The following is a 22,773-nucleotide window of genomic DNA, read 5'->3' as shown; positions in this document are numbered from 1 at the left end:
TGGTGGACAGGCACTGAACTTTGGGCGAAGAGTCCTCTCAGCCAGCCCGATCAATGCGGATGAACTCAGCAGGAACGCTCTTGGCAAGCCACACTGAACCGCTTCCTCGGTAGAAAACAACGTCCGAAGCTAGAGCGGCGACCGTATCGATGGTCAGAATCATTGGATGCTTACTCTTACGGCTTCCGACTCGCACTGCGGTTTCGGCGTCGGCCGACATGTGAACATACTGTCTGCGCATCGGCTGGAGGCCCCCACTGAAGATTGCCCCGATACTTTCAGGTGACGTGCCATGAAAAAGTTCGGCTGGAGGGGTGGCTGCCGCTAAGGCAATTGCGCCCGGCGTGCTGTGCCCATAGAAAGCACGAATCCGGTCACCCTGTATCTCGTGGCGCGGTTTCGCCGCGGAGTCGATCATCATCTGTAGGTCACCCAGAGTTAGGTCAAACCACTCCGGAACTTCCTTGCGCAGCGCCTCCAGTAAGTTGTCTGCGGAGGTCCAGCCGTGCTCGTCTAGTTCCAGTTCGAACAGCCACGGCTCGTGTCGAAGCGCCCGCGATACGGCTTTGCTCAATCTCGTAAGACCAAGCGCCCGGGCTCTGATATCGTCTCTGGGATCCAAATAGGTACAACTCGCTAAAACTCAATCAGGTCATCGACCGCGGCGTGCAGCCAGTTGTTGAAGTGTTGGAATTCGCCCTTGGCTTCCCACCCCGGCGACGCCCAGTCGTGTACCAAAGACACTTTTCCTGTATCCATGTCGAAGCAGACGCAGTCATCGTTGTCCTGACGTTTCGCGAAGAGCACTAAATGCCGCGTTGGATACCGCTTGCGCATCCCTTCTTGAAGGGCGCGAAGATGGTCGCCGGTGAGTACCCACCACGGCTCCAGTTCGAAAAGTTCCAATTCCACGAGCCGAAGAAGCCCGCGAGGATAGGAGAATCCCTCTGGCAGTTCTTCAGCGGTGAAAAGCAGCTCACTCATTGGTTCTCCGGGGAAAGCGACATCGGCCTGCACAAACACTACCCCTCGCGCCCCAGACAGCTCCAGCCAAAGGGCGTACATCCACCGAATCAGCACTGCCCCTAAGGCCACCTTCAACGGACACGAGCCATCATTCTTGATGGCTCAGTCAGCTCGGTGAAGCCGTGTTGGGCGTATAGACCGTGGGCATCGGCAGTTGCGAGCAGAACGCGTTTCAGGTCTAGTGGTTCCAGGTCCGCCATGACACCGGCGGCGAGCATCTTGCCGATGCCCTGACCTCGGACTTCGGTCGCAACGAAGACATCGCAAAGCCAAGCAAACGTAACGCCGTCAGTCACGACGCGAGCGTAAGCCACCTGCTCCCCAGTCCCGATGTCGTAGACGCCGTAGTTCCGGGAGGCGTCGATAGCTGCATCCTGTTTCTGACGAACCCGACCTTGCGCCCAGTAGGACTGCTCACTGAGCCACTGGTGCACACGGGCGCGATCAACTCTGTCGGCCTCAGCGGAGAAGACATAGCGTTCAGTCATGACAACACCCTAGGGGAACGAAACAAGGAAGCTCGAAACAATGCATGCCAACGTCCGTCCAGATCAAGGATCGGCTTACGGGCACCCTGCTCGAAGCCGGCCTCTAATGAATATGCTGCGTGTTTGGATAGAGCATGACCACTATCAAAGTAGTGAAGGCTAAAGACCTGCCCCTCCGTGAGGTCATTGAGCTATACCGTGCGGTGGAATGGGTTGCCTACACGAAGGACCCCGGCAATCTCGTACGAGCGCTGGAAGGATCTTCGACCCTCGTCGCCGCTCTTGATGGCCAGAGGTTGGTTGGTCTCGCGCGTGTCATTTCTGATGGTGCTTCGATTTGCTACCTCCAGGACATTCTTGTTCGGCCGTCGCATCAAGGAAAAGGCATAGGACGAGCCCTCGCTGAACGGGCACTCGGAGACTACCCGCATGTGCGCCAGAAAGTACTGATCACCGACGCCGAGCCGAAGCAGAAGGCGTTCTACGAAGCGCTCGGTTACACCCCGGTCGATGAATTCCAAGGAGGATCGGTCAGAGCCTTCGTCAGATTCGACTGACAGCCTCCGTCCGCTCAGGGATCGGCATACGGCGCATCATCGGCAGGCGAACCCTGTGTCAGTTTCCAGCTGTCCGATCAATGATGCGCCTCCTGGAAGAGGGCTAGGTCGTGTGGCGGCCGTTGTGAAGCGCCTAGAGTGTCATGCATGCTTGCAGACCCAGGAACAACCGGCCAGCCAGTGAGTGAGCACTTGAGGACAGAGTTAATTCTGCTGAACGGGCCTCCGGGCATCGGAAAGTCGACTCTGGCCAGACTCTTTGCGGACCGGCATCCCGGAACGTTGAACTTGGATGTCGATCAGGTACGGTGCCTCATTGGCGGCTGGCAGGAGGATTTTCAGTCCGCCGGGAGTCTGGTCCGCCCCATCGCCCTCAGTATGGCGGCCACGCATCTGGCTGCGGGGCATCGTGTGATCATGCCGCAATTTCTCGATGCCGGCGAGGAAATCGGGCTGTTCAGGAGCGTTGCCCTGAAAGCCGGCGCAGGCTTTCGGGAGGTAGTCCTCATGGATACTGAAGAGTCCTCCGTAGAACGGTTCTACGCTCGAGGAGACAACCACGATCCCTGGCATGCCAGGGTAACGGCAATTGTGGAACAGAACGGCGGCTCCCAATTACTGGAGTCAATGTACAGCAGCCTGACCAGCGGCCTTCGGCTCCGCCGCTCTGCATCAGTCATCCACAGTCGCAGAGGGGAGATTGAGGAGACCTACAAAAGCCTGCTGGACGCTTTAGGTTGAAGGACCAGCCGCTGCTGCCCTTCAATCCGGCCTGTCGTTGCTGCGGACGACTTGGCGCGCTTGGGGATCCCCTTGCGGGCTACCCATGTGCCAAATAGTGCTGTAAAAACGCCGCCACTTATCGCCGAAAGTCACAATCACGATTCTCGGCTTGTACGTAAGATCCGCACGGAGAAATGCACGATGACGGGGGGGGGATAACAGCAAGCTGTCGGCTCCTTGCGTTCATCTCCTCAATGAATCCTTCGAAAGGGACCGAGGATTAGGTCACGTAGGACCATGCCGGCTCGTGGATTTCCGACACGTCTCTTGTCCAAACAAAGTGTCTACAGGGGTGTTTTCGGAATCGTCAACATTGGTCCTCTGATAAGACGGAGAACTGATGGCGCGCCCGGGATACGCCCGAGTCAGGCTAGCTGACTAGAACACCGATCTGCAGATCCGAGGGACCGACGTAGCCAGGAGGCCGCTGAGGGTCAGCCAGCACTTCGATTTGTTAGACATGGATCTTTCCTCGTGGTCCCGGGGGTGCCGCGCCAGGAAGAGCGGCACCCGCCCCTCGCCGATACAACTAACGCGTGAGCTTGGCCGAATCCGGTTCCGGGTCGCCGATGTGTCCCGGCGCGTTGGCTGCCAGGACACGTTGTACGAACGCGCTGTACTCCTCCATATAGTGGCGCAACAGCGCGGCGGTCCCTTCGTCCTTAACGGAACCGTCGTCGTCGTACGCGTCTGCCACGAAGCGGATGTACGCCTCGGGCGCATTCAGCTGCGGCGCGTCCAGGAAGCTCAGAACGCTGCGCATGGAGGACTGCATCACGGCGGTGCCGATGCCACCGGGCGAAGCGCCGATGATTCCGGTGGGTTTCCGTGCGAACGAGTTTGTGCCCCAGGGGCGCGAGCCCCAGTCGATGGCGTTCTTCAAGGCGCCCGGGATGGAACGGTTGTATTCGGGGGAGATGAACAGGATCCCGTCCGACGCCGCGATGGCATCCTTCAACTCCCGGCCCGCGGGCGGGAAGTCGGCATCGTAGTCAGAGCTGTAGAGGGGAAGATCCTTGATCGCGATTTCATGGAATTCGAGTTCCGGGGGTGCGACGCTGATCAGCGCTTTGGAGAGGACCCTGTTGATGGAATTGCTGGCCAGGCTTCCAACGAAATAGCCGATTTTGAAGGTGTCCATAGCGGCGTTCCTTTCCGACGGCGCGGCCGGAACCGGCTCGTCGACGGTGTGGTGGCGGGTTGACCCGACTCAACCGACACTAGTGGACTTGTTCACATAGCGCAGCCCCCTACTCCCGCCCGGACCCTCGCGGTCATAGACTCATGCCAACTGGTTTCTGGAGCGTTCCGGAAGAGGGGTGGCGGGTGAAAGCAGGCATAGCACGCGAAGCGCTCGACGGCGAGCGGCGGGTGGCAGCCACGCCGGAAACAATCAAGCAACTAGTGGGCCTCGGCCTGGCGGTGGACGTTGAATCCGGCGCGGGGCTCGCCTCCGGCCACAGCGACGACGACTACCGCAGCGCAGGAGCGTCCGTGGTGGAGTCGTTGGACCTCGGATCGCTGGACGTCTACCTCCACGTGCGTCCCATGGAACCGTCGACGGCGGGAGCCCTCCGCCGGGGTTGCGTCACCGTGGGCCTGGGGTCGCCGTCGTCGGAGTTGCCTACCGTCAGGGCGCTCGCGGCCGGCGGAATCACCGCTTTTGCATTGGAACTCGTACCGCGCATTTCACGTGCCCAGTCCATGGACGCACTGACCTCCCAGGCGCTTGTGGCGGGCTACCGCTGTGTGCTGGAGGCCGCTATGCGGCTGCCCCGGTTCTTCCCGCTGTACATGACTGCGGCCGGAACCATCCCTCCGGCCCGCGTTCTGGTGCTGGGGGCAGGGGTGGCCGGGCTGCAGGCCATCGGCACCGCCAAAAGGCTAGGCGCCAGGGTCTCGGCCAACGACATCCGGCCAGCGTCAGCAGATGAGGTTGCCTCCATGGGCGGAACGTTCATCAAGCTGGACCTCGAGACAGCAGAGGCCTCCGGGGGATACGCGCGGGAGCTCAGCGAGGACAGGGGAGCGCTTCAACGGGCGCTTCTGACACCGCACGTGGCACAGGCCGATGTGCTGATTACTACTGCTGCGGTTCCGGGCAGGCGGGCGCCCCTGCTGGTCAGCCGCGACATGGTGCAGGGCATGAGGCCGGGATCCGTGGTGGTGGACCTCGCCGCAGAATCGGGCGGGAACGTGGAGGGAAGCATTCCCGGGCAGGACATTTCCATCCCCACCGGAGACGGCCAAGGCACAGTAACCCTGGTGGGAATGAAGGATGTGGCCTCGGCGATGCCCGCAGATGCATCCCGCTTGTATGCCAAGAACGTGGCCAACCTGCTGGCGTTGATGACCCGGGATGGCGTGGTTTCCCCGGACTTCGAGGACGAAGTGGTGGCCGGGACCTGCCTCACCCACGAAGGCACGGTCCGGCACGCACCCACGGCGGAAGCACTCACCGCGCTCGCGGGCGGGGAAGCACCCTTTGGAAGTATCCACCCTAGGACTGAAGGAGGGCGCTGATGGACGGCATGAGCCTGTTGACAATCACTGTGCTGGCCGTGTTCGTGGGCTTTGAGGTTGTTTCCAAAGTCTCCAGCACCCTGCACACGCCCCTGATGTCGGGGGCGAACGCGATTCACGGCATCATCCTGGTGGGGGCCATCATCGTGGCGGGCCAAGCAGGCGATCCCTGGGTGTTGGCGGTCGCCCTGCTCGCTGTCGTCCTGGCCACAGCCAACCTCGTGGGCGGTTTCGTGGTGACCGACCGGATGCTGGAGATGTTCCGGGGAAGGCAGCGGCCGCCGTCGAAAGCCGACGCCACAGCAGGTGCGGCTGAGGAGCGCCGCCCGTGACACTGTTGAATCCCACCTGGACGGCACTCCTGTATCTTGCGGCAGCAGCCTGTTTCATCCTTGCCCTCAAAGGCCTGAACTCGCCGCGCACGGCCCGGCGGGGAAACCTGATCGGGGCAGTCGGAGCCCTCCTGGCCGTGGTGACCGTGTTTGTGTCGGTGAAGCTGGATAACGTGCCCTGGATACTGGGAGCTGTTGCCGTTGGTGCCGGAGTGGCCGCTCCGGTTGCCCGCAAGGTGCAAATGACGCAGATGCCGCAGTTGGTGGCTCTTTTCAACGGCGTGGGCGGTGGCGCTGCGGCCTTGGTTGCCTTGCTGGAGCTTTCCCACACCAGCGACTCCTGGGTCCGCCTGGCGATTGTGTTCACCTTGCTGGTGGGCGCAGTCTCTTTCGCCGGCTCGGGAGTGACCTTTGCGAAACTCCAAGGCCTCATGACCACCCGGCCTGTGACCTTCCCCGGGCTTCCTGCGCTCATGGCCCTGGTGCTGCTGGCGGCAGTGGGTGCTGGCGTTGCAGTGATCCTGAACGGTTCGCTGCTGTTGGCGTTGATCCTCCTGGTTCTTGGACTCGTTGCCGGCGTCCTTCTGGTGCTCCCGGTAGGTGGGGCCGATGTCCCGATCGTCATTTCCCTGCTGAACGCGTTTACGGGTTTGGCCGTAGCTGCGTCCGGACTGGTGCTGGGGAACGTGCTGCTCTTAGTGGCCGGGACCTTGGTTGGGGCGTCGGGCACCATCCTCACGCGGGCCATGGCGGCGGCGATGGGACGCAGTGTTGCCGGCATTATGTTCGGCGCCTTCAAAGGCGGGTCCACGGCCGGATCCACCGCTGTGAGTGAGCGGCCGGTGCGTTCGTCCAGTGCCGAGGACGTAGCGGTCCTGCTCGGGTACGCGCAAAGGGTGATCATCGTCCCCGGCTACGGCCTCGCGGTGGCTCAAGGGCAGCACACGGCGGCTGAATTGGCGCTGGCCCTGGAATCGCGCGGAATCGAAGTGGACTTCGCCATCCACCCCGTCGCCGGGCGCATGCCTGGACACATGAATGTCCTGCTGGCGGAGGCCAATGTTCCTTATGAGTCCCTCAAGGAAATGAGCGAGATCAACTCCGAATTCAAGACCGCGGACGTCGCCTTGGTAGTAGGCGCCAACGACGTCGTGAACCCCGCCGCGAAGACCACCGCCGGTTCACCGATTTACGGGATGCCCATCCTGGAGGTTGCTGACGCACGGCAGGTGGTGTTCCTCAAACGCTCCATGCGCCCCGGTTTCGCAGGGATTGAGAACGAACTTCTCTACGAACCCCAGACCACGCTGTTGTTTGGTGATGCCAAGGACTCGTTGACCAAGGTACTCGGCGCCGTAAAGGCACTGTAGCGTCATTAAGTTGTGGGCATGGATTAATTTGGCCGGGAATCGCGTCATGGACTGAGCCGTGGCAGCACACCTCCTGTACAGGGTTTGTAGAGGACGCGAGGAGTCGTCGGTTGAAACAGGGTGCGAAAGATTCGCTGTTCGGGGTCAGCTTTGATCGATCAGGGGGCAGACGGGTGTCCGACTGGAGATCACTCGTGGGTCAAACTGTCCAGGTCCTGAGCGGCAAGGAAGTGGTGGACGAGGGAGTCGTGGATGCGGTGACGTTCGATGGCAGCGTCCTGTGGCTCCGCCAGAAAGGTCCCATTGGTCGGCGGTTGGTGATGAAGGAACGCGGTGTGGCCGTCAAGGTCCGCATTCTCAAATAGGGGTTCGCTTCCTTCCCCAAGGTCCGGGCCCCGGCTTGCTGGCGGCAGGGGGTCTTTTCGACTCGGGGTCCACGTCCTAAAGTGAACGATAGGAAGTAACCTGTCCTTTCCGATCGCACCATGAACGAGGTTGAGCCATGACCGTGAAACTCAACAAGAAGGCATTCGAGAACGCGAAGCACCTGATCCGTGATGGCAAGGCCGTCAAAGACACCAGGGACGACTGGAGCGAGCATGCCCCTTCCACCGGGGATGAAAACTCGTTCCTGGACAAACACGGACATGCCGAATACTCAAAGTGGTTCCTCGGCGTGGACGACGAGCATCCGGATGACCAAAAGGGACATTACAAGTTCCCGATCGGTGACTTCAAGAAGGTCCACCGCTGTGCAGTGATCTCGGCGGAGAGCAGGGCGGGCCAATACGACTACGACGACATCCGTGATGCTCTGGGCAAATTGCTGGAGAAGATTGACGGCGACTAACCCACCGCGGGGGCCGACCCCGCGTTCCTCCCCGGTTGCTCCATGCCAGACCCAAGGGACTCCGCGTGTCGAATGAAAAACGCGGTGACGCCGGAGAAGCAACGGGGAAGGAACGCAGCGGAATCAGCCGCCGCCCGTCCTAGGAGGCCTTGGTTGCGGTAAACATCTGGCGCAGGGTGAAGAAGCATCCAAGGGCACCGAAGAGCAGCGCGAGCAGGAAGTCCTTCATGTATCCGCTGATGAACTCCGGGTTGTATGCGAGGTTGTTGGCCATCAGGGCCCAAGGTTCGGAATTCATGACCATGGCCAGGGGCTCGCGGCCGAGGAACTGGACAACGTCGAGCCACACGCCGCCGACGAATGACGACAGTGCCGTCACCACAGTTACGCCGACGACGATCCACACGCCTTTTCGGCTCAGGGCTCCCGCGCCAGCTACGTAGAATTTGGCGGCCATGACGGCGGCGGCAAATGTCACCAGGGAGGACATCCACCCGAGGCTCCATATGGCCATCCACAAGATAACGCCGATGGGCAGGGCAGCCAGTGCAAACAGGGCTCCGCGTCCCACGTCTTCGCGGGGAGTAACAGAGATGGGTTGGCCGTAGATTGCTTGGATGTGTTGGGCTTCCGGGTGCCATGCCGGAACGTCCGGGCCGGTCCCTTCGGGAAGCCGTACGCCGTACTGCGGTTCGGGTGTATTGGTGTTGTTCCCGGCAGTTTCGGGCGTGCCGGAGTGAGTGTTTTCAGACAAAGGTCCCCCATGGGAAAGATGCGAATGGTGGACAAATATTCGCACGTTGGAAGTCCAGGAGTGCCTCACGACACGAATCCTGCAGGCGACCGGGATACCGTCAGTCCCTCGCCGGGGTGGAGGGCAGGGCCGTAAGCCAGGATTTCGGCCAGCTCAGCCAAGCGATGGGCCCTCGCGGATTCGGCCGGAGTGAACGGCTCGCCCGGGCGGGAGAACACGAGTGGACCATGCCAAGCGGTGGGAACCTTCAGCACATCCGTGGAACCCACGACGGCGGTCGCGGCCCCGGGTGGCCGACGTGCCGGACTGTTGGGCACTACTTTTGCGGACAGCAGCTCAGCCAAGGCGTGTGGGAGCTCAGCAGGATTTCCGGCGACCCGGGCGGCCAGGCTCAGGGCCCTGGTTTGTCCGTCGGCCATGGCCAGCGCGGTGGTCGGCCAGACCTGGGACCCACGCCCGCCGCCGTCGTCCAATGCCTTCAGCAGTTCAACCTCGGTGACCTCGCCCGGGGCGGAGAGGACGAACTCGTCCATGACGCTGCCGTCAGGCCCGGCGCCGTCCATCGGATGAACGTGGATGCTCAGGATGTTGGTCTCCAGACGGGCGAGTGACTGGGTGATCCTCTGCAGGGATCCGGGTTGGTCCAGCACGAGGGTCCGCGCCCGCCACAGGGCAGGCGCCATGTTCAGCTTGTGCCGGTGGCGGAGTGCCGGGGCGTGCAACCAGCGCCTGAGGACCTTCGCGGCGGAGGGCTCGGCAACCCAGATCACCAGGACGGTCGCGGTCACGGTGAGCAGCAGGACCTTGGCCAGGTAGGGAAGATGGGTTTCCACCACAGCTGCATGGACCAGAAGTTCAATGGGAAGCATGACCGCGATGTTGGCCAGGGTCAGCCTGGCCTTGGGCGGTTCGGGCAGTTGGCCGCAGACATCGCACAGCAGGTCCGCGGTAACGGGGGTCCTCGGGTTGCGCTTCATGGTTTCATGCTGCCCCGCGCCTGTTTCGAACCCGTTGCTGGTGCGTCACGTTCCGGCTACTTCCGGGTAGCCGGCTGTTCCTGCCCGGTGAGTGGCCCATGTATCGGGGCGGACAAAAGTAAAGCCCGGCACTCCCTCAGGGGTAGTACCGGGCTCTACGTGGCCAAACGTGAAAGACCGCAACAACAGGGATGTGCGGCGGGCTGTCCTAGCGGATGGAGTCGTCGTCCAAGTCCCGGGCATTTCCGCGGGCGGCGGCTGCATCCTTCAAGAGGTCGCGGATCTCGGCAAGCAGCGCGGTGTCGGCCGGAAGCGGCTCTTCCTCGGGCTCCTCGGTGGAGAGGCGGTCCTTGACCAGTGAGTTGATCTTGTTCATGGGTGCCACGAAGATGAAGTAGACCACGGCTGCGGTGATCACAAAGGTCACGAGTGCGGTGAGCACGGCGCCGAAATCAACAAAGGTGGCGGGGTTGTTTTCCCAGATCTTGAAGCCCAGGCCTTCGGCGTTCATGCCGCCGGCGGCGGCAATCACCGGGTTGATGATGTGGTTGGTGAAAGCTCCGACGAGTGCGGTGAATGCACTGCCGATAACGACAGCGATAGCCAGTTCGATCACGTTTCCGCGAAGTATGAAGTCCTTGAAACCCTTAAACATGGATGGTCCTCCGGTTGGGTGCGTTGTCTGCCTCAGCAGGAATCAAACTACCATTCCGGTGTTTCCAGTGGGGGTCAAGTGACCAGGGAGGAAACTTGACCCCCACTCAGTGCGGGACGGCGCCCCTGAGGATCAGGCTGTAGCTTCTTCGAGTTCGAAGCCTGACACGCTGGCGCCCTTTCCCCGGTTGGCCATCAGGGCCAAGAGGTCAAACACCACAGTTGCTGCGGCAACACTGGTGATGTCGGCATGGTCATACGCCGGTGCCACTTCTACGACGTCGGCGCCCACGATGTTGATGCCGTTGAGTCCGCGGAGCAGTGCCAGGAGCTCCCGGGAATGCAGACCACCCATCTCCGGGGTGCCGGTGCCGGGTGCGTAGGACGGGTCCAGGACGTCGATGTCGATGGAAACGTAGACGGGGGTGTCGCCCAACCGCTGCCTGACCTGGTCGATCGCCGCCGGGACGCCTATGACGTCCAGGTCCGAGCAGCGAATGATTTGGAAACCGAACTCATGGTCGCGAAGGAAGTCGTTGCGGTCATACACAGGACCACGGATACCGACATGCATCGACTTGTCCTCGAGTAGCAAGCCCTCCTCGAACGCCCTCCGGAAGATGGTTCCGTGCGTGACCGGCTGGTCGAAATAGGTGTCCCAGGTGTCCAGGTGGGCATCGAAATGGAGTAGCGCCACTGGGCCGTGCACTTTGTTGAGCGCCTGCAACATGGGGAGCGCGATGGTGTGGTCGCCGCCGATGGAGATGAGTTTCCTGTCCTGGCTGATCAGCGGACGGGCTTGCTCCTCGATCTCGCGGATGGCACGGGCGATGTCATAAGGAGTGCAGGCGATATCCCCTGCATCCACGACCTGGACTTCGTTGACTGGCTCCACATCGAGCTCCGGGTGGTAACCAGGGCGCAGGAGGCGGGAGGCTTCGCGGACTGCGGCCGGACCAAACCGGGCCCCTGGGCGGTAGGAGGTACCGCCGTCGAACGGTACGCCGACGATGGCAATGTCGTAGTCGGGGACGCGGTCAATCTGCGGCAGACGGGCAAAGGTACCCAATCCTGCGAAGCGGGGAACCTTGGTGGCATCGACTGGTCCGACGGGCTGGTGAGTGGTCATGACAGGGATCCTTCGGTTACTTTATTCGGCTCCGGGGTGCCCGGATTCTTACGGGAGGTGAGTTCTGAAAGGGATTTGTTGGCCGTTTCCGGCGCGAGCAGGAAGGTCGCCACCAAACCGACCAGGGAGATCACGGCGCCGATGAGCAGGGAACCGGCGGCGCCGAAGCTCACTATTGCGATGGGCATCAGGTAAGTGCTGGCGGCAGATCCGATGCGGCTGATGGCGGTACCAAAACCCACTGCCGTTGCCCGCACTTCGGTGGGAAAGAGTTCGTTGGGGTAGACGACTTCGAGGAAGCTGGAGGCGCCGGAAGCCAAAGCGAATACGGCCAAGGCGATGAACAACGGCGCGGCCTGGACGTTGGGAATGAAAGCCGGGATGGCCAAGGCCACCACGATGACCCCGAAGCTCCAGAGAAGCAGCCGGCGTCGGCCGATTCTTTCCACCAGCCACAGTCCGGGGATGCCACCGACAACAAACAACATGGAAATCAAGAACGATCCTCCGTAGAGGTTGGCGTCTCCGTGCATTCCGAAGGATGCCAGAAGGTCAGGGGCGAAGGTGTACACAGCAAAGAGTGGGATCACCTGGGCTGTCCAGAAAATGGAAACAAACAACGTCCGCTTCCAGAACTGGCCCCGGAAAATGTCCAGGAACCTGCCTTGCTTCGCCGGTCCCTCGCTGTCGGAAGCGATATCAGCCAGCCCATACTGCTTTCCGTAGACCTTCTTGATGACTGCATCAGCCTCCTCACGGCGACCACGTGACAGCAGCCAGCGTGGCGACTCAGGTGTCCCGAGCCGGCACAACAGGGTGATGATGGCGAAGATCGCCGGGCTGGCGACCATCCAGCGCCAAGCGTCCGGTCCCATGTCGCGGAGCAGGAATCCGACGGCGTAGGCGACCGCTGCGCCAACAGCCCAGACCACAAAGGTGGCCCCAAGCAGGCGGCCGCGGTGCTTCTTGGGCAGGAACTCTGCCAGGAGCGACGTGGCGATGGGGTAGTCGGCGCCGATGGCCATCCCCAGGAAGAACCTGCACAGGACTACTTGCCAGACCTCAGTGGCAAAGCCGTTCAGCAGCGAGAAGACGGCCAGCGCTATGAGGTCGGCAATATACATTTTGTGGCGGCCGATCTTGTCCGTGAGCCACCCGAAGACGGCGCCGCCGAAGAAGATGCCTACCAGGCTGGCGGCACCGATCAGTCCAATTTCCCCGGTACTCAGCTGCAGTCCGGGGGTCATTGTGATCAGGGCGATGCCGATGATCGACAACGCGTAGCCATCGATGAACGGACCGCCGGAGGCGAAGAACGTCAGCTTTTTGTGGAAGGCGGTCAGTGGGGCATCGTCAATGAGGTTGCTTGTTGCGCTCATTGCAACCCTCTCTCGTGAGTGCTCTTGGGGAGCGGGGAAGTAGTCATTCAATTCTTGGGTGACCGGCGTCACTCCGACTATCCGTAGATCGACTACAAATGATTAAGTTGCATATACATTTGTCTAAACGGTGCTGGCGACCATCCGGCACACCCCGGGAGGCCAAAGCATGGCAATCACCGTCGCTGAACTCATTGCTGAGCCACAGCTCGGCCTGACGCTCCTCGCAGGCGCCGCAGGCCTCGACAACCGCATCACCTGGGCTCACACCTCGGACCTGCCCCGGCTCTGGGAGTGGGTCACGGGCGGCGAACTCATGATGACCAATGGTCTCTCGATTCCCGCCGACGCAGACGGGCAAGTGGCGCTCGCGGAGGCCCTGATGGACAGCGGTGCCAGCGCCCTGGCCATCGGAGAGAAGATGCACGCGCCGACCCTGACCGCGGAATTCCTGGCGGCGTGCGATCGGCTCCCCCTGCCCCTGGTCAACATTCCGTATCCGTTGCCGTTCATCGCGATCGCCAGGTCGGTTGCGGAGTCCTCGCTGCTCGAAGAGTCGCGTCGGCTCCGGCAGACGGCGCGCGTCTATGATCTGCTCCGCACCGCAGGTGCCTCCGAGGACCATTGGCAGAGCCTCGTACAGCGGCTGGCGACCGAGTTGGACGCGGACCTGTTCGTCGTGGATCGCCGCTGCCTCCATCCCTGGCACCCCGAAGGCGAGCCGCTTCCGGTCTTCCTCGCCGACGAGTGGGCTCCACTCTCCGGGCAGGTGTCGTTGGCGGGGAAGAACTTCCAGTGGCACCGCGTTCGGGGCAGGCACGTCCTGACCATGGATATCCCCACCCACGCGAATGCGCTCTTGGTAGTGTTGCCCAACGGCGAACCGCACCCGGACGCCGTCGTGCTCCTGCATGCGGCCACCGTGCTGGGACTGCAGCTTTCGCGCATCGTCCTGTCGCTGGAAGGCAGGCACCGCCTAGCGGGTGAGTTCTTGCTCCAGGCCATGGACGGGCGCTTGGGTGCGGCCGAGATAGAGAGCCGGCTCGCAGCTTTTGACGTTCCGCCACAGCGCTTCCTGCTCGCCTCGATCTCAGCGGACGGGTCCACAGCGGACGACGGCGACAGGCTGGCCAACGTGCACATCGAACTGTGGCGGCACGGGGTTGCGTCGGCGTCGTTGAAGCGGAACAACAGGTTCCATGTGGTGGTCCCTGCCGACGTGCCCGACGACGTCCTGGTGCATTGCGCCGGTGTGGATGCCGCGATCGGGATAAGTGCGCCGGCGGCCGTTGCGAATATCCAACGCGCGTTGCAGGAATCCCTCTGGGCGCTTGGTTCGGCCCGCGCCAACAAGCTGGGTGTGGCCCGTTATGCCCAGGGCCCGTCCTGGTTGGGCCTGACCAGTTTCGAGGAAGGGACCGCGTTGGTCCGGCGGCTCCTGGGCCCGGTTTTCGACTACGAGCAGAGCCAGGAAGGTGATCTCATTGTCACGTTGCGGACGTATTTGGACTCGCAGCGGTCCTGGCAAAAGACGGCGGCAACCCTGTTCACGCACCGGCAAACCATCATCTACCGGATCCGGAAAATCGGTGAGCTGACGGGCCTGGACATGGGTGAAACCTCCACGGTGGCCCAGCTCTGGTTCGCCCTTCAGATCCACGAGGCCATGCACGGGTAGGGGCCGCTTGCTTGCACTTTAGCGAAACCCCACGCTATGGTGTGAAGCGTGTCACTCGCGTGACGCAACGCTTTTGATCTGCGGCGGGAGAGCCCTGCCGGTACATCCAGTCAGGCGCCGTAGGAGCAAATCCTCCCCAGGAATCTCTCAGGCCCATGTACCGCCGCGGTTAGGCAACTCTGGAAAGCAGCTCGGTTAACCGGGCTCACCGACGGTGCAAGCAGGCAATCATTCCTGCGGAATCTCTCAGGTCCAATACAGAGCGGGGAGGAACCCACATCATCGTGGCGCTCAGTGGGCGCCTGAATCATGGAGTTCCTCTTGACTGTTCAATCAACCCCCACCGCTTTCGCGGACCGGCACATCGGCGCCCGGCGCCAAGCCGACGTTGACACCATGCTCAAGGCCATCGGCTACGACTCTGTCGACGGCCTGGTGGACGTCGCCGTCCCCGATTCCATCCGCCAGGACACGGCCCTGAAACTGCAGGATGCCCTCACCGAGGTGCAGGTCCTCGCCGAACTGCGGAAGCTCGCATCCAAGAACAAGACCGCGGTCCAGATGATCGGCCAGGGCTACTACGACACCGTCACGCCGCCGGTCATCCGCCGCAACATCCTGGAAGCTCCCGCGTGGTACACGGCCTACACGCCGTACCAGCCGGAAATTTCCCAGGGCCGCCTCGAAGCGCTCCTCAACTTCCAGACCATGGTGCAGGATCTCACCGGCCTTCCCGTGGCGAACGCTTCCCTGCTGGATGAAGCCACCGCCGTGGCCGAGGCCGTGCTGCTGATGCGCCGGGCCAACAAGAACAAGACGGCCAAGGATGGCAAGACTGTCCTGGACGCCGACCTCCTTCCGCAGACCATCGCCATCGTGAAGGGCCGTGCTGAGGCGCTGGGCTTCGAGGTGGAGGTCACGGACCTCTCCGCCGGTCTGCCCGACGGCGACATCAACGGCGTCGTCCTCCAGCAGCCTGGTGCTTCGGGCCGGGTTTTCGACCACTCCGGCGTCATTTCCGACGCGAAGGAACGCGGCGCACTGGTCACCGTGGCCGCGGATTTGCTGGCGCTCACCCTCATCACGCCCCCGGGCGAACAAGGTGCCGACGTCGCCGTCGGAACTGCTCAGCGCTTCGGTGTTCCGCTGTTCTTCGGCGGCCCGCACGCGGCCTACATGGCCGTGCGTGAAGGCATGGAGCGGACGCTCCCGGGCCGTATCGTCGGCGTCTCCAAGGACAACGCCGGCGTCCCCGCCTACCGCTTGGCGTTGCAGACCCGCGAGCAGCACATCCGCCGCGAAAAGGCCACGTCCAACATCTGCACGGCACAGGCCTTGCTCGCCATCGTGGCCTCCATGTACGCGGTCTACCACGGCCCTGAAGGCCTGAAGGCTATCGCCGAAACCGTCCACGGCCACGCCCGCACCCTCGCCACCACACTTGTGAAGGCTGGCCGCGAGCTCGTCTCAGATTCCTTCTTCGACACCCTCACCGTCCGCGTCCCCGGCAAGGCAGACAAGGTCATCGCCGCCGCCGAAGCCCGCGGCATCAACCTGCGGATCATCGACGCCGACACCGTGGGGGTCAGCGTTGATGAAACCACGACGCCGGAAGTCCTCTCCGCGGTAGCCGTCGCCTTTGGTGCCGGTCCGGTGGGGGACGCCTCCGGGTTCGAACTGCCCGAATCCGTAGTCCGCACCTCTGATTTCCTGCAGCACCCGGTGTTCAACACGCACCGTTCCGAGACGCAGCTGTTGCGCTATATCCGCAAGCTGTCCGACCGGGACCTCGCGCTGGACCGCACCATGATCCCGCTGGGCTCGTGCACCATGAAGCTGAACGCCACGGCCGAAATGGAAGCCATTTCCTGGCCGGAGTTCGCCTCGATCCACCCGTTCGCTCCGGACCACCAGACGGCCGGTTGGCGCGAACTGATCGAAGACCTGGAAGCCGACCTCACCGAGATCACCGGCTACGACCAGGTCTCCATTCAGCCTAACGCCGGTTCCCAGGGTGAGCTTGCCGGACTCCTGGCGATCCGCGGCTACCACCTCTCCCGTGGCGATGAGCAGCGCAACGTCTGCCTCATCCCGGCCTCGGCACACGGCACGAACGCTGCCTCGGCAGTGCTGGCCGGAATGAAGGTTGTCGTCGTGGCGACGGCATCCGATGGCACGATCGACCACGACGACCTGAAGGCCAAGATCGAGGCCAACAAGGACGCCCTGTCCTGCATCATGATCACGTACCCGTCCACGCACGGTGTGTACGACGCCGACGTCCGCGAAGTCTGCGATGCGGTCCACGAGGCCGGTGGCCAGGTGTACGTTGACGGCGCCAACCTCAACGCGCTGGTTGGCTTGGCCCAGCCGGGCAAGTTCGGTGGCGATGTCTCGCACCTTAACCTGCACAAGACCTTCTGCATCCCGCACGGCGGTGGTGGTCCGGGCGTTGGCCCGGTCGCAGCCAAGGCACACCTGGCACCGTTCATGCCCGGCGACGCGAACAGTGATTCTGCCGAAGGCGGCGTCGCGATTTCGGCCTCCCGCTACGGTTCCGCCGGCGTCCTGCCGATCTCCTGGGCGTACGTGAAGCTCATGGGCGGCCAGGGTCTGACCGAAGCAACCAAGTCCGCGCTGCTGGCCGCGAACTATGTTGCCTCCAGGTTGGATGAGCACTTCCCGGTGCTCTACACAGGTGAAGGCGGACTCGTGGCTCACGAGTGCATCCTGGACCTCCGCGAGCTGACCGCGAAGACCGGCGTCACGGCCGAGGATGTGGCCAAGCGCCTCATCGACTTCGGCTTCCACGCCCCCACGCTGGCCTTCCCTGTGGCGGGAACCTTGATGGTGGAACCCACCGAGTCCGAGGACCTGGCCGAGATCGACCGCTTCATCGAAGCCATGATCACCATCCGTGCCGAAATCGAGCAGGTGGCCAACGGTGATTTCACTGTTGAGAAGTCGCCGCTGCGCAACGCGCCGCACACGGCTGCCGCCGTCGTCAGTTCCGATTGGGCCCGCGACTACCCGCGTGAGCAGGCCGCTTTCCCGGTCCACCACCTCAAGCAGGACAAGTACTTCCCGCCGGTTGGCCGCATCGACGGTGCCGCGGGCGACCGCAACCTGGTGTGCTCCTGCCCGCCCCTTACGGACTTCGAAAACTAAGGACTCCTGAGATGACTGAGAACTACACGGCCCTGTATGCGCAGCACAAAAAAGCCGGCGCTTCCTTCACGGATTTCGGCGGCTGGCAGATGCCCCTCAAGTACGAGTCCGAACTCGCCGAGCACCACGCGGTCCGCAACGCCGCCGGCCTGTTCGACCTCTCCCATATGGGCGAAGTCTGGGTCACCGGCCCCGACGCCGCAGCGTTCCTGGACTACGCCCTGGCGGGCAAGCTGTCCGCGATTGCGGTGGGCAAGGCCAAGTACTCGCTGATTTGCAACGCCGACGGCGGCATCATCGACGACCTCATTACGTACCGTCGCGCTGACGATAACTTCCTGGTGGTCCCCAATGCGGGCAACGCCAAGGTGGTTGCGGCGGCACTGAAGGAGCGGGCAGCCGGCTTCGATGTGCTGGTTGAAGACGCCTCCGCCGAGACGTCCCTGATTGCCGTGCAGGGCCCAAACGCCGAGGCCATCCTGCTGAAACTGGTACCCGCCGAGCAGCGCTCCTTGGTGACGGAACTGAAGTACTACGCGGCGGTGGAGGTTTCCATCACGTTCGACGGCGGCACCCAGGACTTGCTGGTGGCCCGCACGGGTTACACCGGGGAAGATGGCTTCGAGATCTACATCCCGAACGTTGACGCCCCCGGTCTGTGGGAAGCGCTCCTGGAAGCAGGCGAAGGCCACGGACTCATCCCCGCCGGCCTAGCCGCCCGGGACTCCTTGCGCCTAGAAGCCGGAATGCCCCTCTACGGCAACGAACTCTCCCGCCACGTGAACGCCTACGCCGCAGGTCTTGGCCCGGTAGTTTCCCTGGCCAAGGAAAGCGACTTTGTTGGCAAGGAAGCACTCGCCGCGATCAAGGCTGCCGGTGTGGGATCCACCATCGGCCAGAAGCTCGTGGGCCTCAAGGGCACCGGCCGTCGTGCCGCCCGTGCGCACTACTCCGTCCTCAAGGACGGTTCCCTGATCGGTGAGGTGACCTCGGGCCAGCCAAGCCCGACGCTCGGTTACCCGGTGGCGTTGGCCTATGTCGACGTCGAACATTCAGCGGTTGGCACCATCGTGGACGTTGACCTGCGCGGCAAAGCGGAGCCTTTCGAAGTGGTGCCGCTGCCGTTCTACAAGCGCCAAAAATAAGAGTTTTTGTACACATAACGCCCCTATGAGGCCTTTTTGAGGGCATCAACTGTACAAAAACTCGAAGAGAGAGAAGGAATTGGAATGAGCAAGGTAGTAGCTGAACTGAAGTACTCGGCCGAGCACGAGTGGGTTGCCGCTGACGGGGACGGGCCGGTGGGGATCGGGATCTCCGCCGTCGCCGCTGACGCCCTGGGCGACATCGTGTACGTGGACCTTCCCGAGGTTGGTTCCACAGTGACCGCGGGGGAGACCTGCGGCGAGGTGGAGTCCACCAAGTCGGTATCGGATCTGTACTCGCCTGTGACGGGTGAGGTGACCGAGATCAACGACGCCGTTGTCGGAGATCCCGCGCTGATCAACAACGACCCCTACGGCCAGGGCTGGCTGTTCAAGGTCGCCGCCACCGAAGAAGGTCCGCTCATGTCGGCCGAAGAGTACGCAGCAGCCAACGGAGGCGAACTGTGAACCCGGCAGCCGTGACCGAATTCGAGCAGGTTGTGTCGGCGTCGTTGGACGCGAAGCTCTCCGAGCTGGACCCCGAGATCGCCGCGAAGATCGACGACGAATTGGGCCGCCAGCGCGACGGCCTGGAAATGATCGCATCCGAGAACCACACTGCCGTGGCTGTCATGCAGGCGCAGGGCTCAGTGCTGACCAACAAGTACGCCGAGGGCTACCCGGGCAAGCGCTACTACGGCGGCTGCGAACACGTTGACGTCATTGAGCAGCTGGCCATTGACCGCATCAAGGCATTGTTCGGAGCCGAGTACGCGAACGTGCAGCCGCACTCCGGCGCACAGGCGAACGCCTCGGTGATGCACGCGCTGATCAAGCCGGGCGACACCATCATGGGCCTGAACCTTGCCCACGGTGGCCACCTCACGCACGGCATGCGGATCAACTTCTCTGGCAAGCTCTACAACGTGGTCCCGTACGGGGTTCGCGAGGACACCCACACTGTGGACATGGCTGAGGTGGAGCGCCTGGCCCAGGAGCACAAACCGGCACTGATCGTGGCCGGCTGGTCCGCGTATGCGCGGCAGCTGGACTTCGCTGAGTTCCGCCGGATCGCTGACTCCGTGGGCGCCTACCTGATGGTGGACATGGCCCACTTCGCCGGCCTGGTGGCTGCCGGCCTGCACCCTTCGCCGGTCCCGCACGCCCACGTCACCACCTCCACCACGCACAAGACCCTCGCCGGTCCGCGCGGCGGAATCATCCTGTCCAACGACGCCGACATCGCCAAGAAGATCAACTCGGCCGTGTTCCCGGGCCAGCAGGGCGGACCGCTGGAGCACGTGATCGCGGGCAAGGCTGTCGCGTTCAAGATTGCCGCTTCGGAGGAGTTCCGTGAGCGCCAGGAACGCGTCTTGGCCGGTTCCCGCATCCTGGCCGAACGCCTGGTCCAGCCCGACGTCGCTGCCAGGGGAATCTCCGTGGTTTCCGGTGGAACAGACGTGCACCTGGTCCTGGTGGATCTGCGCAACTGCGAACTCGACGGGCAGCAGGCCGAGGACCGTCTCGCCGCGATCGACATCACCGTCAACCGCAACGCCGTCCCGTTCGACCCGCGCCCGCCCATGGTCACCTCAGGCCTGCGGATCGGCACCCCTGCGCTGGCAACGCGCGGTTTCGGGGAAGCGGCCTTCCGTGAGGTCGCTGACATCATCGCCGAGGCACTGATCGCCGACGCCGATGCGGACCTTACCGGGTTGCGTCACCGCGTTGAGGCACTCGCTGCCGCGCACCCGCTGTACCCGGGAGTTGCGAACCTCGGGTAGCCACTCGGTTGTGCCGTCCGATTCGTGGGCTCGCTGCGGAATGTGCCGTGCGAACGGCATGTTTCGCAGCGAACCCCCGTTTCCGACGAGGCGCTCCACGGCGTAGGCACATTGATCTCCCGGGTGGGCGGTCGCTTGGGAACGGGCGCCCACATAAAGACCGGGTTGGAGGTCCGCACTGGGACCTCCGGGGGCCGGGCCGCCTTGGCTCGGGATTGGCCCGGCCCCCACATTCTTTGTCTTGTTTCACTCTTCCCTGAAAGGGATCCCGGCTATGGCTGTTGGTGTTTTCGATCTGTTCTCTGTGGGCATTGGTCCGTCGAGTTCCCACACGGTGGGGCCGATGCGGGCCGGGGCGGTGTTTGCCCGTGAGCTGCGTTGCCGTATGCGGTGGAGGATATGGTGTTGCATCCGTTGACGGTGTTGCCGCGGCATACGAACGGGATGAAGTTCGCCGTGGCTGATGCTGAGGGAAACACTGTGCATGAGGCGACGTTCTTTTCGGTTGGTGGTGGGTTCATTGTCCGTGAGGGTGAGGAGGACGCTGCGCGGCAGGAGTTGGAGGAGTCGAAGAAGGAGTTGCCGTTGCCGTTCAGGACGGCGGCGGAGTTGTTGGGCAGGTGTGCGTCCAAGGGGTTGGGGATTTCGGACATCATGTTCATCAATGAGCGGGCGTCGCGGTCGGAGGAGGAGATCCGGGAGGGTCTTTTGCATATCTGGTCGGTGATGGAGGCCTGTGTTGAAACCAGTTTGAAGCGTGAGGGTGTGTTGCCTGGCGGGTTGCGGGTCCGGCGTCGTGCTCCTGATTGGTTGGAGCGGTTGTTGAAGGAGGACAAGGACCGGAATGATCCGAAGTATTGGCAGGAGTGGGTGAACCTGATTGCTTTGGCGGTCAATGAGGAGAACGCTTCTGGTGGTCGGGTGGTGACGGCGCCGACSAATGGKGCTGCGGGGATTATTCCGGCGGTGTTGTATTACGCGTTGAATTACGCTCCGGGCATGGAGGTGATGGGTGGTTCTCCGGGTCAGGTGGAGAACGCTGCGGAGATCGCGATGGAGCATAATCTGGGGTTGACGTGTGATCCGATCGGGGGGTTGGTGCAGATTCCGTGTATTGAGCGGAACGCGATTGCTGCGGCGAAGGCGATCAAYGCGGCGAAGATGGCGTTGTGGGGGGACGGGACGCATCGGGTTTCCCTGGACGAGGTGATCGTGACGATGCGTGAGACGGGCAAGGACATGTCCGATAAGTACAAGGAAACCGCGATGGGCGGCCTCGCCGTCAACGTCGTCGAATGCTGAGTCTTTTTACTGTCAGTGCGTAGTGCCATGCTGTATCCATGAGCGGGGGATACGACAGGGATTTTTTGCGGGCACGCCTTGAACTGCCCAGTCCGTCGGCAACGACGATACTGCTGGACTACACCCACTTCTCCGTGCGTTTCCGGGCTGCCCGGAAGCTCGCGGCGATCGTGGGAGTCAACATCAGCGGTGCAGAACTGAACCCGTTGGCGCGGGAAGGAACCTGGCACTTCGATGACAGGGTCCCCCGGGAACAGCAGGCGGGTCCGGACGTCTACAAGAACAACGCCTTCGATCGCGGCCACTTGGTGCGCCGGCTGGATCCCGTCTGGGGGGACGCCGCCACTGCCAAGAAGGCCAACCAGGAGACGTTCTCATTCACCAATGCGGCGCCGCAAGTGGACGACTTCAACCAAGGCAAGGAACTCTGGGTGGGCTTGGAGGACCATGTCCTGGGGCACGCCGATGCCCATGACGCCAAGATTAGCGTCTTCACGGGGCCGGTCCTGCTTGAGGATGATCAGCCCTACCGTGGTGTCCGGATCCCTCGAAAGTTCTGGAAGATTGCGGCATGGACCAACGATGCCAAGCTGGCCGCCGTCGGGTTCGTCCTGGACCAGTCACCACTGCTCGGAAAGGTGGAACTGAAGAGGGCCATTGATCAACGGCTTCTGGAAGGCGAACCTCCGCCCCTGGGTCCCTTCCGGACCTTCCAGGTCCCTATCGGGGAGATCGCCGACCTCACCGGGCTGAGCCTCAGCCGCCTCGCGAACGCCGACCGTCTTGGCAGTGGCCAGCGTGAACTGGGCAAGCGGCCGAAAGCGATGGAACTGGAGAGCATGGAGCAGATCAGGCTCTAGGCGCGCCCACTTGG

22 protein-coding genes, 1 pseudogene and 1 riboswitch are annotated in these 22,773 nt (G+C 62.7%); of the genes and pseudogenes, 14 read left to right on the top strand and 9 right to left on the bottom strand.

The window, feature by feature from the left end; genetic code table 11:
* Positions 1 to 37: 37 nt before the first annotated feature.
* The 3 genes from AB4Y81_RS18105 to AB4Y81_RS18095 all read right to left on the bottom strand — a co-directional run bounded on the left by AB4Y81_RS18105 (position 38) and on the right by AB4Y81_RS18095 (position 1,514).
* Complete coding sequence (locus tag AB4Y81_RS18105) at positions 38 to 574, bottom strand: RNA 2'-phosphotransferase (RefSeq protein ID WP_196802813.1); 537 nt, start codon at positions 572 to 574, stop codon at positions 38 to 40.
* A gap of 62 nt (positions 575 to 636) precedes the next feature.
* The gene (locus AB4Y81_RS18100) at positions 637 to 984 is read right to left on the bottom strand and encodes a hypothetical protein (protein ID WP_210078492.1); all 348 of its coding nucleotides are present in this window, start codon (positions 982 to 984) and stop codon (positions 637 to 639) included.
* A 113-nt stretch (positions 985 to 1,097) separates the two neighbouring features.
* Positions 1,098 to 1,514, bottom strand: a complete 417-nt coding sequence (locus AB4Y81_RS18095; RefSeq protein ID WP_018780266.1) for a GNAT family N-acetyltransferase — start codon at positions 1,512 to 1,514, stop codon at positions 1,098 to 1,100.
* 134 nt (positions 1,515 to 1,648) lie between these two features.
* Between AB4Y81_RS18095 and AB4Y81_RS18090 the strand changes: the two genes are divergently transcribed.
* A complete protein-coding gene (locus AB4Y81_RS18090; RefSeq protein ID WP_441996386.1) occupies positions 1,649 to 2,071 on the top strand; it encodes a GNAT family N-acetyltransferase in 423 nt (140 codons plus the stop codon).
* A 147-nt stretch (positions 2,072 to 2,218) separates the two neighbouring features.
* Positions 2,219 to 2,812, top strand: coding sequence for an AAA family ATPase (locus tag AB4Y81_RS18085; protein WP_155846022.1), 594 nt, complete (start codon positions 2,219 to 2,221; stop codon positions 2,810 to 2,812).
* Positions 2,813 to 3,383: 571 nt separating this feature from the next.
* Here the strand turns inward: AB4Y81_RS18085 and AB4Y81_RS18080 are convergent.
* Complete coding sequence (locus AB4Y81_RS18080) at positions 3,384 to 3,995, bottom strand: NADPH-dependent FMN reductase (RefSeq protein WP_018780342.1); 612 nt, start codon at positions 3,993 to 3,995, stop codon at positions 3,384 to 3,386.
* A gap of 185 nt (positions 3,996 to 4,180) precedes the next feature.
* Here AB4Y81_RS18080 and AB4Y81_RS18075 point away from each other — a divergent pair, with 185 nt between their 5' ends.
* The 5 genes from AB4Y81_RS18075 to AB4Y81_RS18055 all read left to right on the top strand — a co-directional run bounded on the left by AB4Y81_RS18075 (position 4,181) and on the right by AB4Y81_RS18055 (position 7,929).
* A complete protein-coding gene (locus tag AB4Y81_RS18075) occupies positions 4,181 to 5,377 on the top strand; it encodes a Re/Si-specific NAD(P)(+) transhydrogenase subunit alpha (protein WP_431229856.1) in 1,197 nt (398 codons plus the stop codon).
* Positions 5,377 to 5,709: an NAD(P) transhydrogenase subunit alpha gene (locus AB4Y81_RS18070; RefSeq protein WP_018780340.1), complete on the top strand. Its 333-nt coding sequence runs from the start codon at positions 5,377 to 5,379 to the stop codon at positions 5,707 to 5,709. Before AB4Y81_RS18075 ends, AB4Y81_RS18070 begins: the two co-directional genes overlap by 1 nt.
* On the top strand, positions 5,706 to 7,079 hold the full coding sequence (locus AB4Y81_RS18065; protein WP_193590234.1) for an NAD(P)(+) transhydrogenase (Re/Si-specific) subunit beta: 1,374 nt from the start codon (positions 5,706 to 5,708) through the stop codon (positions 7,077 to 7,079). Before AB4Y81_RS18070 ends, AB4Y81_RS18065 begins: the two co-directional genes overlap by 4 nt.
* Before the next feature lie 194 nt (positions 7,080 to 7,273).
* Positions 7,274 to 7,444, top strand: coding sequence for a hypothetical protein (locus AB4Y81_RS18060; protein WP_018780338.1), 171 nt, complete (start codon positions 7,274 to 7,276; stop codon positions 7,442 to 7,444).
* Positions 7,445 to 7,581: 137 nt separating this feature from the next.
* Positions 7,582 to 7,929 (top strand): hypothetical protein, encoded by a 348-nt coding sequence (locus tag AB4Y81_RS18055; protein ID WP_018780337.1) that lies wholly within the window; start codon positions 7,582 to 7,584, stop codon positions 7,927 to 7,929.
* A gap of 139 nt (positions 7,930 to 8,068) precedes the next feature.
* Here AB4Y81_RS18055 and AB4Y81_RS18050 read toward each other — a convergent pair whose 3' ends face one another.
* The 5 genes from AB4Y81_RS18050 to AB4Y81_RS18030 all read right to left on the bottom strand — a co-directional run bounded on the left by AB4Y81_RS18050 (position 8,069) and on the right by AB4Y81_RS18030 (position 12,822).
* Positions 8,069 to 8,683, bottom strand: a complete 615-nt coding sequence (locus AB4Y81_RS18050; RefSeq protein ID WP_422757685.1) for a hypothetical protein — start codon at positions 8,681 to 8,683, stop codon at positions 8,069 to 8,071.
* 65 nt (positions 8,684 to 8,748) lie between these two features.
* Complete coding sequence (locus tag AB4Y81_RS18045; RefSeq protein WP_431229855.1) at positions 8,749 to 9,660, bottom strand: amino acid-binding protein; 912 nt, start codon at positions 9,658 to 9,660, stop codon at positions 8,749 to 8,751.
* Positions 9,661 to 9,868: 208 nt separating this feature from the next.
* Positions 9,869 to 10,315: a large conductance mechanosensitive channel protein MscL gene (mscL, locus tag AB4Y81_RS18040; protein WP_055973364.1), complete on the bottom strand. Its 447-nt coding sequence runs from the start codon at positions 10,313 to 10,315 to the stop codon at positions 9,869 to 9,871.
* Positions 10,316 to 10,447: 132 nt separating this feature from the next.
* Positions 10,448 to 11,443, bottom strand: a complete 996-nt coding sequence (gene speB, locus AB4Y81_RS18035; RefSeq protein WP_441996385.1) for an agmatinase — start codon at positions 11,441 to 11,443, stop codon at positions 10,448 to 10,450.
* Complete coding sequence (locus AB4Y81_RS18030; RefSeq protein WP_441996384.1) at positions 11,440 to 12,822, bottom strand: MFS transporter; 1,383 nt, start codon at positions 12,820 to 12,822, stop codon at positions 11,440 to 11,442. Before AB4Y81_RS18030 ends, speB begins: the two co-directional genes overlap by 4 nt.
* Before the next feature lie 169 nt (positions 12,823 to 12,991).
* Between AB4Y81_RS18030 and AB4Y81_RS18025 the strand changes: the two genes are divergently transcribed.
* The 7 genes and pseudogenes from AB4Y81_RS18025 (at position 12,992) to AB4Y81_RS17995 (ending at position 22,759) form a co-directional block, all read left to right on the top strand.
* Entirely contained in the window at positions 12,992 to 14,500 is a 1,509-nt protein-coding gene (locus tag AB4Y81_RS18025) for a PucR family transcriptional regulator (protein WP_441996383.1), read from the top strand.
* Between the two features lie 74 nt (positions 14,501 to 14,574).
* Positions 14,575 to 14,673: riboswitch (glycine riboswitch) on the top strand.
* 148 nt (positions 14,674 to 14,821) lie between these two features.
* Positions 14,822 to 17,668: an aminomethyl-transferring glycine dehydrogenase gene (gcvP, locus tag AB4Y81_RS18020; protein ID WP_441996382.1), complete on the top strand. Its 2,847-nt coding sequence runs from the start codon at positions 14,822 to 14,824 to the stop codon at positions 17,666 to 17,668.
* 11 nt (positions 17,669 to 17,679) lie between these two features.
* The gene (gene gcvT, locus AB4Y81_RS18015; RefSeq protein ID WP_441996381.1) at positions 17,680 to 18,813 is read left to right on the top strand and encodes a glycine cleavage system aminomethyltransferase GcvT; all 1,134 of its coding nucleotides are present in this window, start codon (positions 17,680 to 17,682) and stop codon (positions 18,811 to 18,813) included.
* Between the two features lie 84 nt (positions 18,814 to 18,897).
* On the top strand, positions 18,898 to 19,281 hold the full coding sequence (gene gcvH, locus AB4Y81_RS18010) for a glycine cleavage system protein GcvH (protein WP_018780328.1): 384 nt from the start codon (positions 18,898 to 18,900) through the stop codon (positions 19,279 to 19,281).
* Positions 19,278 to 20,597, top strand: coding sequence for a serine hydroxymethyltransferase (gene glyA, locus AB4Y81_RS18005; protein WP_441996380.1), 1,320 nt, complete (start codon positions 19,278 to 19,280; stop codon positions 20,595 to 20,597). The genes gcvH and glyA overlap by 4 nt, the downstream gene beginning before the upstream one ends.
* A gap of 274 nt (positions 20,598 to 20,871) precedes the next feature.
* Positions 20,872 to 21,899, top strand: a pseudogene (locus tag AB4Y81_RS18000) (L-serine ammonia-lyase, iron-sulfur-dependent, subunit alpha).
* 38 nt (positions 21,900 to 21,937) lie between these two features.
* Complete coding sequence (locus tag AB4Y81_RS17995) at positions 21,938 to 22,759, top strand: DNA/RNA non-specific endonuclease (protein WP_416430176.1); 822 nt, start codon at positions 21,938 to 21,940, stop codon at positions 22,757 to 22,759.
* The last annotated feature ends 14 nt before the right edge of the window (positions 22,760 to 22,773 follow it).

The sequence above is a fragment of the Paenarthrobacter sp. TAF1 genome (genome assembly GCF_052113825.1).
Classification (GTDB): domain Bacteria; phylum Actinomycetota; class Actinomycetes; order Actinomycetales; family Micrococcaceae; genus Arthrobacter; species Arthrobacter nicotinovorans.
The sequence above is the reverse complement of the archived record's forward strand: the minus strand, read 5'-3'. Positions and strand labels throughout refer to the sequence as shown.